At 59.7% G+C, this 15,177-nt stretch carries 9 protein-coding genes; 2 read left to right on the top strand and 7 right to left on the bottom strand.

The window, feature by feature from the left end:
- Window positions 1-8 precede the first annotated feature (8 nt).
- From I2E69_RS03875 to I2E69_RS03845, 7 genes are all read right to left on the bottom strand, one after another.
- Window positions 9-1,562, bottom strand: coding sequence for a SusD/RagB family nutrient-binding outer membrane lipoprotein (locus I2E69_RS03875; RefSeq protein ID WP_195458871.1), 1,554 nt, complete (start codon window positions 1,560-1,562; stop codon window positions 9-11).
- A 4-nt stretch (window positions 1,563-1,566) separates the two neighbouring features.
- Window positions 1,567-4,809 carry a SusC/RagA family TonB-linked outer membrane protein gene (locus I2E69_RS03870; protein WP_195458868.1) on the bottom strand — a complete coding sequence of 1,081 codons (3,243 nt, stop codon included), beginning with the start codon at window positions 4,807-4,809 and terminating at the stop codon, window positions 1,567-1,569.
- 438 nt (window positions 4,810-5,247) lie between these two features.
- Window positions 5,248-6,183, bottom strand: a complete 936-nt coding sequence (locus tag I2E69_RS03865; RefSeq protein WP_195458866.1) for a hypothetical protein — start codon at window positions 6,181-6,183, stop codon at window positions 5,248-5,250.
- Between the two features lie 147 nt (window positions 6,184-6,330).
- Window positions 6,331-8,163 (bottom strand): phosphoethanolamine transferase, encoded by a 1,833-nt coding sequence (locus I2E69_RS03860; protein ID WP_195458864.1) that lies wholly within the window; start codon window positions 8,161-8,163, stop codon window positions 6,331-6,333.
- 71 nt (window positions 8,164-8,234) lie between these two features.
- Complete coding sequence (locus tag I2E69_RS03855) at window positions 8,235-9,032, bottom strand: DUF3108 domain-containing protein (protein WP_195458862.1); 798 nt, start codon at window positions 9,030-9,032, stop codon at window positions 8,235-8,237.
- Between the two features lie 44 nt (window positions 9,033-9,076).
- On the bottom strand, window positions 9,077-11,188 hold the full coding sequence (gene recG, locus I2E69_RS03850) for an ATP-dependent DNA helicase RecG (RefSeq protein WP_195458860.1): 2,112 nt from the start codon (window positions 11,186-11,188) through the stop codon (window positions 9,077-9,079).
- A 99-nt stretch (window positions 11,189-11,287) separates the two neighbouring features.
- Window positions 11,288-11,710: a radical SAM-associated putative lipoprotein gene (locus tag I2E69_RS03845; RefSeq protein WP_195458858.1), complete on the bottom strand. Its 423-nt coding sequence runs from the start codon at window positions 11,708-11,710 to the stop codon at window positions 11,288-11,290.
- Between the two features lie 94 nt (window positions 11,711-11,804).
- On the opposite strand from I2E69_RS03845, the gene ispG reads away from it, so the two are divergent.
- On the top strand, window positions 11,805-13,289 hold the full coding sequence (ispG, locus tag I2E69_RS03840; RefSeq protein WP_195458856.1) for a (E)-4-hydroxy-3-methylbut-2-enyl-diphosphate synthase: 1,485 nt from the start codon (window positions 11,805-11,807) through the stop codon (window positions 13,287-13,289).
- A gap of 96 nt (window positions 13,290-13,385) precedes the next feature.
- Window positions 13,386-15,176 carry an erythromycin esterase family protein gene (locus tag I2E69_RS03835; RefSeq protein ID WP_195458853.1) on the top strand — a complete coding sequence of 597 codons (1,791 nt, stop codon included), beginning with the start codon at window positions 13,386-13,388 and terminating at the stop codon, window positions 15,174-15,176.
- Window position 15,177 lies beyond the last annotated feature (1 nt).

The raw sequence follows: 15,177 nt of genomic DNA, 5'->3' as shown, positions 1-15,177 counted from the left end.
TTAAGGTTTTAGTTCGTTGCGCCCGTTTCCAGTTCCACGGCGCGCCTGCTCCACCAGACGGGTGTCAGCATGTTGTCCCCGCCGACGGTTCCCCGCCCGACGATCGGATAGGTTGTCCTCATCCGGGCGATTTGCTTCTGGTAGTTGGAACTGTTGGTCGAAATCAATGTCTGCGGATAGCACAGGCGTGTGGGCATGACGCCTTCGTTGTCGCACCCGGGGCCGATCGGCAGTTTCGGGTAGCCCGTGCGGCGGTAGTCGCACCACGATTCGAAGCCCTGCAGGAAGAGCGATACCCATTTTTGCAGGAGAATCTGCTCCTGAGTGCCGTTATAAGCGACTTTCGATCCTGTGGCGTGCAGAAACCGGTCGATGTTGGCGTCGGAGATGGTCGGGCTCCACTGCCGGATCGAATTGGTAATGGCTTTTTCGTAGTATTGCTCGGCAAGGGCCTCTCCGCCGGAGATCATCCCGATATGGGCCGCTTCGCTGAGGATGAAACAGACCTCCGACGAGGTCATCAGCCAGACCGGCGAGGTGTACTGCTTAAGCACCGAGGCGTTCATCACGCTGGCTCCCGTGCCGTCCGGCTCGACCACGCCGCTCACGACGCCGTGGATGTCCTCCGAACCGATCGTCCGGACCCATTGGGCCATGCGCGGGTCCGAGGTGGTGTGCAGTTGGTCGATGAAGAAGGCCGAGCACTTGCGCGACGAGGTCGTGAACGTGGCTTCGGTCATGTCGCCGAACTCGTTCTTGAAGGGGGCGATGCCCGTGTAGCTGACCTTGGCGTCGTCGTCGCAGGAGGAAAAAACGGGGTGCTTGGCCGGGTTGCTGACGATGGTCTGCATGATGGCGGCCGAACCCGCCTCGGGACGGTTGCTCAGGCGCATGCAGAGGCGCAGGCAGAGCGAATTGGTGAACTTCTGCCAGGCGGCGATGTCGCCTCCGTAGAGCAGGTCCTTGCCCGGGACGGTCAGCGGATAGGTGTAGTTGCCGTTGTTGTCCGTGGCGGTCCGGTAGAGGCTGTTCGCCTCCAGCAGCATGTCGATCAGCCCCGCGTAGATTTCCGACTGCGGGTCGATCTGCGGCTGGGTGATGTTCTCGTCGATGCGGTAGGCCTCTTTATAGGGTATATCGCCGTAGAGGTCGGTGATGAGCGACATGAAAACCGCCTTGAGGGTCATGGCGATGGCCTGTGCATTGGGGTCCTCGTATTTTTCGGCCAGCGCGATCATGTGGTTCGCATTGGCTGCATAGCGCTGGAAGCGTTCCCACGGGGTTTTGTACTCCCCGACCTGGAAAACGTAGCGCTGGATGTCGGTGGCGGCGCTGCAGTCGACGGTATACTGCATCAGTTCGTTGTTGACCCGCCACGAACGTTCGTAGATGTAGTAGGCTCCCGTCGAAATCAGTTGTTCGAGCAGCGTGCTCGGGTCGACGTTGCCGTATTCGGGACTCTCTCCGTTGGTGTTGTACTCTTCGAAGTTCCCGGTGCACGAGCCGAGGCCCATGCCCGCCAGGAGGATGAGGACTGTGGCGTATGAAAGTATCTTTTTCATAAGGTCAGAAGCTGAGTTTGATGTTGAAACCATAGGTGCGGGTCATCGGATAGGAGGCCGTTTCAAAGCCTCGCGTGATGCTGGCGCCGTTGAGCGTACCCACTTCCGGATCGTAGAAGGGCCAGTTGGTCCAGCAGAAGAGGTTCGTGCCGAAGACGGCTACGGATGCGTCCTGCAATATGCGCGTGCGGGTGATCCACTTTTTCGGCAGGGTCCACTCCAGGCGCAGTTCGCGCAGTTTGAGGTAGGAGGTGTCGAACGTGCTGGTCTCGACGTTGTTCATCGAATAGACGCGGTCGAGGTAGTAGGTGACGACGTTCTCGGTGACGGTGTTGTTGGGGTTGTAGACCATGTTGCCCTGTGCGTCGAGTCCGCGGGCGACGACGCCTTCGTGCAGCACGCCGCCGTAGCGTCCGTAGAGCGTGTTGGTCAGTTTGCCCTGGCGCGAGAGTTGGGCGTTGGTCAGCGAATAAGCCATGCCGCCCCACTGTGCGGCGAAGGTGGCGCTCAGGCGGATGCCCTTGTATTTGAGCGAGGTCGAAAGGCCGGCGCGCCAGTCGGGCTGGACGTTGCCCATCTTGACCATCTGGTCGGAGGCGAGCACCGGATAGCCGTGTTCGTCGATCACCGTCTGGCCCGAAACGTCGATGCGCGAACCGTCGGTGTTGAGGATGTAGGAGCCTGCCGGGGCCTTGGCATAACCGTAGCCGTAGAGGTCGCCGAGCGTGCCGCCGGGGGTGGCGATCACCTGTCCGCGGGCTCCCGAGGAGATCACCCACGAGTCGACGCCCGGGGCCAGGCTGATGACCTTGTTCCAGTTTTTCGACCACGTGAGGTTGATGTCCCAGTTGAAGTTCTTGGTGCGTACGGGCTGCAGGCGCGAGGCGAGTTCGACGCCGCGGTTGCGGATTTCGCCCGCATTGATGTATTTCGAGCTGACGCCCGTGCTGTAATCAACGGGGGTGTTGATGATCTGGTCGGTGGTCGTGTTGTTGTAGAACGCCGCATCGAGGGTGATGCGGTTGCGCAGAAATTTGGCTTCGAGGCCGAACTCCCAACTTTCGACGTTTTCGGGTTTCATGTTGTAGAGCGCCCAGGTCGTCGGCAGGAAGTAGCCGCTCGAAAAGTCGGTCACCGAATAGTAGTTGTTGATGACATAGGCACTGGTGTCGTTGCCCACGTTGGCCCACGAGGCGCGCAGTTTGAGGAACGTGAGCCACGGCATGCGGTCGCGCAGCCCCAGCGCCTTGGTGTCGGTGAGCACCCAACTGGCGCTGACCGACGGATAGAAGAACGACCAGTGGCCCGGGGCCAGGGAGCTCGACCAGTCGTTGCGGCCCGTGATGTCGAGGAACAGGCAGTCGTCGTAGCTCAACTGCACCAGCCCGTAGAGGCTGTTGACCATCTTGCGGGTGTGCTGGCTTTTGGTGATGACGCCCGACTTGGCGTTTGCGAGGTTGTAGACGCCCTCCGTGAGAAGTTCATCGGCCGTGGCGGTCACGACGCGGCTCTCCTGGTACATGCTGTTGCCGCCGAGGTTGACGTTGATATGAAACTTGCCCAGGGGGCGTTCGTAGGTTACGAGGAAGTCGTTGTTCATCTCGGTGTTCTCGACGTTCTGCTGCCGGAAGTAGCCGTTCAGGTTCGACAGCGTGCCGAAAGGTTTGCGGCGCGTGCGGAACTCGCGGTTCATGTCGAGGCCCGTGCGGAGCATCAGTTTCAGTCCTTTGTAGATGTCGAACGTGGCGCTGACATTGCCGTAGACGCGGTCGCGGTCCATCGTGTTGAGCTGTTCATAAGCCTGCGTATAGGGGTTGTCCGAAAGGTTGTTCAGGGCGTTCGGATAGAGGTTGGCGCCCTGCCGGTATTCCTGTTCGTACCAGCGTACGTCGAGGTTGTTGCGGCTCCAGAGCAGCGTGTAGGTGGGCGACGAGGTGCTGTAACCGATCATCGGCAGGTTGTCGCTGTCCTTGCGGTAGTAGTTGATTTTTCCGGACAGTTCCACGATGCGGAACTTCTGGGCGAAGGAAGCCGAGAAACTCTGCGTCTTGTAGCCCGTATTGGGGACGATCCAGGTGTTGCGCACGTCGGTGAACGAGACGCGGATCGAACCGCCCTTGCCGTTGTTTCCCGAGATCGACACCGAATTCTTATATGTTGCGCCAGTCTCGAAGAAGCCCTTGTACCAGTCGCGCGGCTTGAAGTCCAGCGGCGTATACATTTTGGTCTCCGGGTCGTACGAAGCCCATTGGTAGAGCTTTTGCCCCTCGTAGCGCGGTCCCCACGTGTAGCGGCTGTAAGTGCGCGAGGCGGCTTCGCCCGTGGTCGACTGGTCGGCCTTCACGGTGTAGAACGAGTAGGTGCGGGCGCCGTTGTTGCCCGGACCGTATTCGTCCTGGAAATCGGGCCAGTAGCCGGCGCGTTCGAACGAGAAGTTCGAACTGAACGTGATGCCCAGTCCTTTGGTCGACTTGCCGGCCTTGGTCGTGATGACGATGGCGCCGTTCGCCGCGCGCGACCCGTAGAGGGCTGTCGCCGCGGGGCCTTTGAGCACCGAAACGTTGTCGATGTCCTCGGGATTGAGGTCGGCGGCTCCGTTGCCGTAGTCGACGCCTGCGTCGGTGTTGTTGTATGCCGCGCCGCCCATGGCCGTCATGCCGCTCGACATCGGAACGCCGTCGATGACGAACAGCGCCGTGTTGTTGTCCATGTTGACGGTCGATTCGCCGCGCAGCGTGACGCGCAGCGATCCGCCGGGACCCGATGAAGCGTGGTCGAAATTAAGACCTGCGACTTTGCCCGATAGCGCGTCGAGCCAGTTGTTCGAGACGGCGGCCGTCAGGTCCTGGTTGTCTACTTTCGACACGGCATATCCCAGCGCTTTCTGTTCGCGGGTCATGCCCAGCGCCGTGACCACGACGCCTTCGATCGCCTCGGCCTTGGGGTGCATCGTCACGTCGAGACGTGTCTTCCCCCCCCCGATCCGCTGCGTTACCTCCTCATAGCCCAGGTAGGTGAAGGTCAGCTCCTCGCCCTCTTTGGCGCGGATGCTGTACTGCCCGTCGGCTCCGGTGACGGTTCCCCGGTTGGGAGCCCCTTTGACGATCACCGTCACGCCGACGAGCGGGCTTTTCCCGTCCCCGTCGAACACGGTTCCCTGTACCGAACGTTCCTGAGCTGCGGCTGCGATCGCCAGCCAGAGGAATCCGGCCAGGAGGGTCGCTGTTCGTAGTAGTTTTGTTCTCATTCTGTATGTAATTAAGGTTCAGTCGGTAGTTGCGGAAAATAAGAGAACGGGCCGAATTCTGCGTCTTGATTCGCCTTATTAATCTTATTTGTATGACAAATGTAAATGGTTTCCTTGAATCGTCCAAGCATTTTTACACGAAATCTGAAAATAAATTTCTTTAAAATCGTGCAGAATGATTGGCGGTTAGCTTGTTTTTCGGGTCGGGCAGGCCTCCGGAGGGTGTTTCAGGGGCAGGGATAATTTGCGACGGGATGGCCTCCGTCGGGGATTTACGTAGGGTCGGGTATGCTTCCGGCGTGTGTTTACGCAGGCCGGAGCGGTTGTTTGGGAACTTGTTGTTTCGGGGACGCTGTTTCGGGCGGCAGGACCGGACGGGCCGAAAAAAAGCCGGGCGACCTCTCGTGTCACCCGGCTTTTAAATATAAGTGTGCGGTTTTATTTCATCACCACCTGCGTCTGGCCGATCAGGCGGCCTTCGCTGTAAAGCTGAATCTGGTAGGTTCCGGCGGCAAAGCCTGTCGAATTGTAGTAGATACCCACTTCGAGGTCCTGGTTTTGGTAGTCGACCTCACGCATGGCCGAATAGCTCAGCCGTTCGCCCTCGAATTCGAAGGTCGGCATAGCCTCGGTGGTCAGCACGTAACCGTCGGGCGAAGTGATACGCACGTAGATGGCTTTGTTGCCCGGGGTAGCCAGTTCGTTGGCTGCGAGCACGAAATCGACGCGCAGGCGTGCGGCGTTCTTGACCCTCGATACGGGTTTGCTGCGGTCGCTGAGGGCCGAGAGGCGGATATCGCGGGCGCGGAGCACCGAACCCACTTTGACTTTGTTGTCCAGTTCGGCGGCTTTCTCTTCGGCCATGTCGGCGCGCAGGTTGGCCGACGAAATCTCCTTGCGGAAACCGACGTTCTCCTTGATGAGCTTCTTGTTGAGCGTATTGAGCGAGTCGATCTGTTTCACGTAGCCCTTCATAATCGTACGCAGTGTGCCGACCTCCTTTTCATATTGTTTGATTTTCGCGAGGTTCCACGAACGCTCTTTCTTGAGGCGCGTCATGAGCGAGTCGGCGCGTTCGCGCTCGAAATTCAGCCCGGCGGAAATCGAGTCGTTCGAAATCCGGAGGCCGTCGTAGTCGGTCATCAGCCGTCCCAGGTCGTTCTGGATCGAGTCGCGGTCGGCCTGCAGCAGTTCGTTGTCGAGCATCTGCTGGCGGTGGATGCTGAAATAAAGCACCGAAATCGCCACCAGAATCACCGAAAGAATGATGATGACGATGCGGTAGCCGCGAATCGATTTACCCGCATCGGGCTGCGGAGTCGTGTAGTCGTCGTCTTCGAACTCCGAAGGATCGTATCCCTGTCTGTTTTCCATAGTGGTCCGTTTTATTACAAAGATAGTACAAACCGGGGCGCAACGCAAATTTATTTGTCATGCCGGGGAGCCTATCCAAGCAGGATGTTATCTTAGGGCAAAGATAGAAAAAAATATGAAAATCCAATGCGGGATAATGACATAACCTTATTGTTTTCGGTCTCGCCCGATGATGGTGTCGTAGTTTCCGGCTGGTTCGAATCCCATCAGCAGCGGTCGGGGGCGGGTGGCGTCGAATAGCTCGCCGACGAGGCTGCGCGTCGGGTCGTACCACCGGCATCGGATGCCCGCCAGGTCCAGCAGCAGGTGTGAAAGGTCGTCCGACGAGAACGGCCGGTCGAGCGAGCCTGCGACCTGTGCCGCGACATCGGGGCGGTTGCGGCGGTAGGAGTCGGACATCCAGATCATGAACGGGATTTCGAACTGGTATTTGCAAACCTCGGGAGTAAGCGGCAGGCCGTGCGAACGGCAGAAGAAATCGCGGTAGTCGTAGACCTCTTCGCCGTGGTCGGAGAGGTAAACGGCGATGGCGTCGCGGTCGGCGAAACGCGCCAGGATCGCATCGACGACCCGGTCGTTATAGCGGGTGGCGTTGTCGTAGTCGGCGACGACCTGCCGCTGCTGCCGTGTCAGGTCTTGGCGGGGAATATCCCCGGGTGTGAAATACGCCTCTTCCTTGGGATAGCGGTCGGAATAGCCGACGTGCTGTCCCAACAGGTGGAAGACGACCAGTTCGGGGGTGTCTCTGGGGGAGGCGAGCCGGTCGTAGTCGCCGAGCAGTTCCAGGTCGTAGGGATGGCGGTTCTCATTGTGGACCGAGAACAGGAACGGGGTGCTGCGGGCATTGAAAAGGGCTTTCAGCCCGAGATCGTGGTAACCGTAATCGCTTCCGGCGGCCTGGTTGTCCAGATGGCAGGTGGTATACCCGGCCTTTTTGAAGAGGGCCGGGAAAAGGGGGCTGTCCGTCCAGGACTGTCCGGAGCCGAGGCTTGCAGGTGAAAAGAGGTTGGACAGCACCGAAGTGGTCAGGTTTGCCGGAGAAATGACATCGCGGAAAACAAAGAGTTCGCCCCGCCGAAGCCGCTCTTCGAGCCGGGGATTGGTCGGCAGCGGATAACCGTAAAGGCTCGAATGGTATTTGTTGAACGACTCTCCGATGATGACGACGACGCAGGGCGAGCGGAAAGAGCAGCTTTCGACTTCGGCCGCTTCGAGCGTGCGGAGCAGTTGGTCCGCACGTTCGGCGGAGAATACGCGCCGGAACCAGAAGAGCGATGTGTGAAGCCGTTCGAAGGGGGTGAGGGTTGCGGTTTTGTGCGTTATCATCTCTCCCGGAAAATCGTCGGCCCGGGTGAGTGCGTACTGAAAGTGCAGCCGGCTGGCGTAGAAGGCGCCGCAGCCGGCCAGCAGGAGCAGAAGCGGTATGCGTATCTTGCGGCTGCGCAGCCCGAACCGGATATGACGGCGTTCCGCCAGCAGATACCCTGCGGCCAGCAGGACGCATGCGGCGGCCGGAAGCAGGAATGCCGCGGCCGTGCAGTAGGTTTTTAGAAATTCAAGGCATTCGCGTTCGTCCGTTTCCCAGAGAAGCTGGATGACGGAGAACGAAAAGGGCGTTCCGAAACGGATCAGCAGAAAACTTTCGGCCAGGGAGAGGAGGCCGAGACATAATAGGACGAGTGTGCGGTAGACCGCGCCGGCGATCCGGAATGCAGGGATTACCCCCCCCCTCTTATCGCGGGACCTCAGACATAGCGGAAGAGTCAACAGCCAGGCCCGGAAAAGTGACAGCAGCGTTCCGTAAAACAGGTTCCTCCCGAGCACGAACGACATTTCGTTCTGGAAGAAACGAATGATGTCCGGGAACAGCGGCAGGAGCGCCGTGAGGAGCAGGAATGCCGGATACTCGCCGAAAGGCCGCACGAGGAACGCGGCAATGCGTCCTGCAAAACAGGATGTTGCGGAGCGTTGCATGAGCATGAAACAGTGACGTTTTTCTCCGCAAAGATACGAAAAAATTCCCGTGTTACTGTCCGATGGAGGTGCAGCGTTTATTTCATCAGGCTCGTTACCGGGTATTTAAGTCCTTTGTAGCCCGAAATGTAAGCGTTGATGCTGCCGATCTTGACCGGCGATTCGATATAGAGCGGTATTTTGTTTTCGTCGTCCGAAATCCAGATCGTGAAGATCGTGCCGTCGGTGAACGAGTAGCCTTCGGTCGTCCCCAACTGGCATTCGAACTTCAGGGTGCGGTAGCGGCCCATGTTGCGGATTTTCTTGTTTTCGCGCCCCAGGTAGCGGTAGTGCAGGTGTTGGACGGTGTCCTGGAGGACCATTTGCAGCGTCGCCGGTTCGCCCACGCGGAAATCCTCGGCGGAGGCTGAACGCAGGTTGAAGAAGAGCGAGATGGCGTCCATGCTCTCGGCGGTCAGCGGCAGTTGTTTCTCCTTAAACGGATTTTGGCGGCTGCGCCAACGGGTGTGGACGACCGAGTCGGGCCAGTTATAGGTGTAATAACTCTGGAACGTATAGTCTCCCTCGCGGATGTCGCTCACGAAACGCACGGGGCGCAGTGCCGTAGTGTCGATCCACACGGTGTAGATGTCTTCCAGGTTGAAGAACCAGCGGTAGGTGGGCAGCGTACGGCCTGCGCCCTCGACCTTGTAGAAGGTTTTGCCGTCGACGGTCTCCTGGACTGTCGTGACCTCCACGGCCCCGACCTCCGTGTTGGGGAACATCTTGGCCTTGTAGCTTACGCGGTAGAAGAGCTGTTCGCCCGGGTGGTAGAGCTGCGCGGCGAGGGGCGAGGCTGCGGCGAGCAGGAATATGGCGAGTAAGAACCGTTTCATCGGAGAGGGAATTTAATGGGTTAACGTTTTTTCGGGGCCGAATATTACGAAATACGTGAAAAATCGAGTTCTTCGCGCCCCGAGTAGCGGCGGCGCAGGGCGTCGAGACCGCGGTTTTGGGGCTGCGCCAGCGCGGGGTCCTCGGCCAGTATTTCGGCGGCGGCTTCGCGCGAGACGGTAAGTATCTGTACGTCCGCCGTGGGGCTGGCGATTTTCAGATCAAATGCCATGCCGCTCTGCATCGTGCCGTTGATGTCGCCCGCGCCCCGCAGTTTGAGGTCGAGTTCCGCGAGGCGGAAGCCGTCGTTGGTCTCGCACATCGCTTCGAGCCGCGCCCGCGACTCGCGCGAGAGCTTCTCGCCCGACATCAGGATGCAGTAGGACTGTTCGCCGCCGCGCCCCACGCGCCCGCGCAACTGGTGGAGCTGCGAAAGTCCGAAACGCTCGGCCGATTCGATGACCATGACCGTCGCGTTGGGCACGTCGACGCCCACCTCGATCACCGAGGTGGCCACGAGGATGTGGGCTTCGCCCGCTTTGAACTGGCGCATCGACTCCTCCTTGTCGGCGGGTTTCATCTTGCCGTGGCAGATCGCCGTGATGTATTGGGGCAGCGGGAAGTCGCGCGAGATGGCCTCGTAGCCGTCGGTGAGGTCTTTGTAATCCATCGCTTCGGACTCCTTGATGAGCGGGTAAACGACGTAGACCTGCCGGCCTTTGGCGATCTCCTGTCGCATGAATCCGAAGAGCTTGAGCCGGGCGGCGTCGGTATAGTGGAACGTTTTGATCGGACGCCGGCCCGGGGGCAGTTCGTCGATCACCGACACGTCGAGGTCGCCGTAGAGCGTCATGGCCAGCGTGCGGGGAATCGGCGTGGCCGTCATCACGAGGATATGGGGCGGCTGGTCGTTCTTGGTCCAGAGCCGTGCGCGCTGTTCCACGCCGAAACGGTGTTGTTCGTCGATGACGACGAAGCCCAGGTTCGAGAACTGCACGCGGTCCTCGATCAGGGCGTGCGTGCCGATGAGGATGTCCACCTCGCCCGAGGCGATGCCTTCGAGGGAGGCTTTGCGCTCCCTGGCTTTCGAGGCGCCGGTCAGGATGGCTACCTTCACGTCCATCCCGTCGAGCATCTTGCTGACGGTGGCGAAATGCTGGCGGGCAAGGATTTCCGTCGGGGCCATCATGCAGGCCTGGAAACCGTTGTCCACCGCGAGCAGCATCGACATCAGCGCCACGAGGGTCTTGCCGCTGCCGACATCGCCCTGCAGCAGGCGGTTCATCTGGAATCCCGTCACGGTGTCCTTGCGGATCTCCTTGATGACGCGTTTTTGCGCCCCGGTGAGCGGGAAAGGAAGTTTTTCTTCGTAAAAGGTGTTGAACACGCCCCCGACCTTCGTGAAAAGGAATCCGTTGCTTTTCGACAGGCGTTCCGTGCGGCGCGACTGGATGTTGAGTTGTACGCCCAGCAGTTCGTCGAATTTCAGGCGGTACTGCGCCTGCCGCAAGGCCTCCTGCGACTGCGGGAAGTGGATGTTGTAGTAGGCTTCGCGCAGCGGAATCAGCCCGTAGCGGGTGCGTATGGCTCCGGGCAGCGGGTCCGCGATGCGGTCCTTCGCCAGCGCCCAGGCGTTGCAGATGATCTGGTACATGCCCTTTGTGCCCAGCACGTTGCCCAGCTTCTCGGTCGAGGGGTAGATGCCCTGCATGCCGCTTTCGGCTTTGCGCGAGAGGGCTTGTTCCATGGTTTCCAGCTCGGGGTGGGCGATCGACAATTCGCCGCGGTAGAACGACGGGCGGCCGAAAACGAGGTATTCGCGCCCGACTTCGACCCGTTTTTCGATCCATTTGATGCCCTGGAACCACACCAGTTCGGCCGATCCCGTGGGGTCCTGTACGAAGGCCGTGAAACGGCGTTTGCGGCCTGCGCCGGCATAGGCGACGCCCGTTATGCGGGCCCGGAACTGGACATAAGAGAGACCGGCGGCATCGGTGATTTCCGAAATGCGGTAGATGCGCGTGCGGTCGATGTAACGAAAGGGGTAGTGGCTGAGCATGTCGCCCAGCGTGCGGATGCCCAGTTCCCGTTCGAGGAGCTTGGCCCGGGCGTCGCCGACGCCCGCTACGAATTTGATGTCGTTATCGAGTGTATCCACAGGGACAAATATAGGAAAAGTCGGGCGTAAAGCCAAACATGTCCGTGTTTTGCCCGGACACACCGCTGTTTTGAAAGGCGCAATGATTGCGTGTCGCGGCTATTTCTTCTCCTCGAGCGTCTCGTCGACACCCGATTTGGCGAAGGAACCCTGGTCCCAGCCCTTCCCTTGGGCCGTACGTTCGGCTTCGGTGAATTTGATGTCTACCGTCTTTTCGGCGAAGTCGCCGCCGTTGGCCGGACCGTCGGTGTCGGTGAAGGTGACTCTTGCCATGTTGCCGATGCCTTGGCCTGCAAGGTCATAGGTTCCGTCGGCCCGGGTCGTCGCCTCCGGCGTCGGCAGGGCGGCGTTGCTTCGGACCTCGATGCCCTTGATCGGCTGCCCGGCCTTGTCGGTCACCTTTCCCTTGATCTTGTAGTTGTTGTACGGGGTCCCGTACATGTCTGTCTGCCGTTTGTTCGAATCGCATGCCGTTGCGAATCCGAGCAGCGCGGCGGCCGCCAGCAGTAGTTTCTCTTTCATGATGCCCGCATTTTAGAGATGTCTCCGAAATATAGCGTTTTTTTCGCGGATCGCCAAATCGTTGCTATCTTTGCATCAGCTAATCATAAATGCGATGAATCTTTCGAAATTCATACGCCGCCCGGCGCACGAAGTACGCATCGGACGGGTTACGATCGGCGGTGAATACCCCGTCGCCGTGCAGTCGATGACCAATACCGACACCAATGATGTTACAGCGAGCGTCGCCCAGATCGAACGCATCGACCGGGCCGGGGGGCAGATCGTGCGCCTCACGGCGCAGGGCCGCCGCGAGGGCGAGAATTTGCAGCATATCGTCTGCCAGTTGCGTGCCGACGGGTTCGATACGGCCGTCGTGGCCGACATCCACTTTGTTCCGGAAGTCGCCGCGATCGCCGCCCTGTATGTCGACAAAGTGCGCATCAACCCCGGTAACTACCGCACGCAGAACGGTGAACTGGAAGCCCTGATCGAACTGTGCCGCGAGCGGGGCGTCGCCCTGCGCATCGGCGTCAACCACGGGTCGCTCTCGAAACGCGTCTTCGACGAATGGGGCGACACGCCGCAAGGTATGGTCGTCTCGGCCATGGAGTTTTTGAGAATCTGCAAACAACATTCGTTTGACCAGGTCGTCGTTTCGATGAAGTCGTCGAACACGCGCGTGATGGTCGCCGCCTACCGCCTGCTGGTCGAAGCGATGGATGCCGAAGATATGCACTATCCGATTCACCTCGGAGTCACCGAAGCCGGAAACGGCGTCGAGGGGCGTATCAAGAGCGCCGTGGGCATCGGGGCGCTGATGGCCGACGGTATCGGCGATACGATCCGCGTCTCGCTGACCGAGGCCCCCGAAAACGAAATCCCCGTGGCGCAACTGCTCGTCGAGCATTTTGCCGACCGGCCGGGCGAATTCGAAGTCCTGCATCCCGAACGTTATAGCCCGACCGAATACCGCCGCCGCTCGAAGGTGACGGTTCCCGTCGTGCATACCGAGCCGCTCGAAGGATTCCGTGTCATCGAAGCCGTGTCGGGCAACCCGACGGCCGAACTGCGCGCCGCGATCCTGAACCTCTGCGTGGCCGACGAACCGGTCGTCGTAAAACGCCGCTATGCGGAGACCGGGCTTGCAACGCTTGCCGTGAAGGCCGCCGCCGACCTGGGCCCGCTGCTGCTCGACGGCCTTGCCGACGGCGTTTGGATCGATGCCCCGGGATTTGCGGAGGCTGAAATCCGTGAAGTCGAGTTGATGATCCTGCAAGCCGCACGCGTGCGCTTTTCGCATACCGAATATATCGCCTGCCCGAGTTGCGGCCGTACGCTCTACGACATCGAGAAGACGCTGGCCGACATCAAGGCGCGCACGTCGCACCTGAAAAACCTGCGGATCGGCGTGATGGGCTGCATCGTCAACGGTCCCGGAGAAATGGCCGACGCCGATTATGGCTATGTGGGCGCCGGACCGGGCCGCATCACGCTATACAAAGGCCGCACGATTGTCGAGCGCAACATTCCGCAGGCCGAGGCCCTCGACCGGCTGGTGGCGTTGATAAAAGCCAACGGCGACTGGACGGATAATTAGGAGAAAACAGGGACGATCGTGTGAATTGTCGGATACGGACATACGAAGACAACCTGTAACTCGTTTATACTAAAACACCTGCAAACGAATCCTGTTATGAACCGACTCTTAGTTTCCCTGCTCGCGGCGGCGGCATTGGCTTCCTGTTTGCCGAAAGCTTTTCCGACGGGCGGGATGACCCGTTATAATCTTGATTTCGAACACCGTTTCCGCGATGCTCCTACTCATTTCCGGTGGTATGCTTATGCTCTGGGTTACGACCTGTCGGCCGATACGACGTGCTTTCACCACGGCCGGGCAAGCCTGAAAATCGAGCGGAAGGACTCGCTTTCCGGGGAATATGCGTTTCTCAACCAGGAGTTGGTGGCCGATGCTGCCGGGCGGGATGTCTGCCTGACGGGCTGGGTTCGGACCGAAGGCCTCGACGGGGCGTTGGCCGGTATCTGGATCGGCGGCGACGACGATGCGGACTGGGACCCGGCCGATGACTGGGCCTCTCCTTCGGTGAAGGGGACTTCCGACTGGACGCAGCTAACTGTCCGGGCGCATCTGAGCGATACGGCGAAATTGATCGTTGCCGCTATCTTCATGGGCGAAGGAACGGCGTGGTTCGACGATTTTCGTGTTACGATTGACGGCGTGCCGCTTGTCGATTCGCTGGTTCCCGCGCCGAAGAGCGTGCTGACCCGGGCCGAGAAGCGTTCGTTGAAGAAATATATCTATCCTCTGCGGACCTGCGATGCCGACGGCGGCAGCACGGAAGACCTTGCGGTGCTGAACGACCTGGTCGGCGGTGCGGAGGTTGTCGCGCTGGGCGAAACGACGCACGGGTCGAGCGAAATCTTCCGGATGAAGGACCGGTTGGTTCGCTATTTGGCCGGAAATGCCGGTTTCGGGATTTTCACCCTTGAGGACGATATGGCGGCGGGATATAATGTCGGCCGGTATGTCGCAGGCGGCGAAGGCGAATTGCAGGCGGTGCTCTCTGGATTGTATTGGATGTGGAATACGGAGGAGATGCGCGATCTGGTGGAGTGGATGCGCGCCTGCAACGATCCGGCGCTCCGGATTGCTTATACCGGCATGGATATGCAGATGTTTTACCAGGAACTTTATACGCTCCTGGGTGCTTTCGGCGAGGAGAAGCCCATGTACAAACTGATCGGAGAACTGGCGCGCATATTTCCGGCCGTGAACGAAGCGCGCTCCGATCCTTTCGTCATCACGCCGCCCCAGATGCTGGCGGCCGCGGAGCCGCTGCTCGTGCAATTGGAACAGCGCGTCGCGGCGTTGTCGGACGAGGAGGCCGAAGCCTTCAGCGTGCCGGCCGGAGGCTCGGGCCGTGCCTGGCTGCTGCAAAATATCGTATTGCTGCGGCAATACCTGGCGGGAGTTCCCGACCGCGACCGTTTCATGGCCGAGAACCTGTTGTGGATTCGTGGCCGGAATCCCGGAACGCCGATTGTCGTATGGGCCCATAACGGACATATCTGTAAAACCGACGGTTTGATGGGTGGTTATCTCCGCGACAGCCTGGGCGAAGGTTACGTCAACTTCGGATTCGCTTTCGCCGAGGGAGTCTGCTCTTATATCGGCGACAGGGGAATTGGCTCCTATGAGGCGCAGCCGGCTTACCCCGGTACGCTCGAATACCTGTTGGCGCAGCTCGATGAGCCGATATTCGTTCTCGACCTGAAGAAAATGCGTGAAGCGGACGACCCGGCGCTGAAGTGGATCGATGCGATGGAATTCCGGGTCATCGGCTATCTGAAGGCGATGCGGGAATTTTACCCGGAGCGTGTTTCGGAGGCATTCGATTACCTGATTTTCATCCGGGAGAGTACCCCTTCGCACTTGTTGGGGCAAAACGACGGAACAAACAGTTGAC

This window comes from Alistipes sp. D31t1_170403_E11, from assembly GCF_015553985.1.
Taxonomy (GTDB): domain Bacteria; phylum Bacteroidota; class Bacteroidia; order Bacteroidales; family Rikenellaceae; genus Alistipes; species Alistipes montrealensis.
This window is presented reverse-complemented; position numbering and strand designations above follow the sequence as displayed.

What these genes read in the sequence shown, in the direction of transcription:
- I2E69_RS03875 (WP_195458871.1), bottom strand. Translation starts at nt 1,562, where the DNA reads ATGAAAAAGATACTTTCATACGCCACAGTCCTCATCCTCCTGGCGGGC.
- I2E69_RS03870 (WP_195458868.1), bottom strand. Translation starts at nt 4,809, where the DNA reads ATGAGAACAAAACTACTACGAACAGCGACCCTCCTGGCCGGATTCCTC.
- I2E69_RS03865 (WP_195458866.1), bottom strand. Translation starts at nt 6,183, where the DNA reads ATGGAAAACAGACAGGGATACGATCCTTCGGAGTTCGAAGACGACGAC.
- I2E69_RS03860 (WP_195458864.1), bottom strand. Translation starts at nt 8,163, where the DNA reads ATGCTCATGCAACGCTCCGCAACATCCTGTTTTGCAGGACGCATTGCC.
- I2E69_RS03855 (WP_195458862.1), bottom strand. Translation starts at nt 9,032, where the DNA reads ATGAAACGGTTCTTACTCGCCATATTCCTGCTCGCCGCAGCCTCGCCC.
- I2E69_RS03845 (WP_195458858.1), bottom strand. Translation starts at nt 11,710, where the DNA reads ATGAAAGAGAAACTACTGCTGGCGGCCGCCGCGCTGCTCGGATTCGCA.
- ispG (WP_195458856.1), top strand. Translation starts at nt 11,805, where the DNA reads ATGAATCTTTCGAAATTCATACGCCGCCCGGCGCACGAAGTACGCATC.
- I2E69_RS03835 (WP_195458853.1), top strand. Translation starts at nt 13,386, where the DNA reads ATGAACCGACTCTTAGTTTCCCTGCTCGCGGCGGCGGCATTGGCTTCC.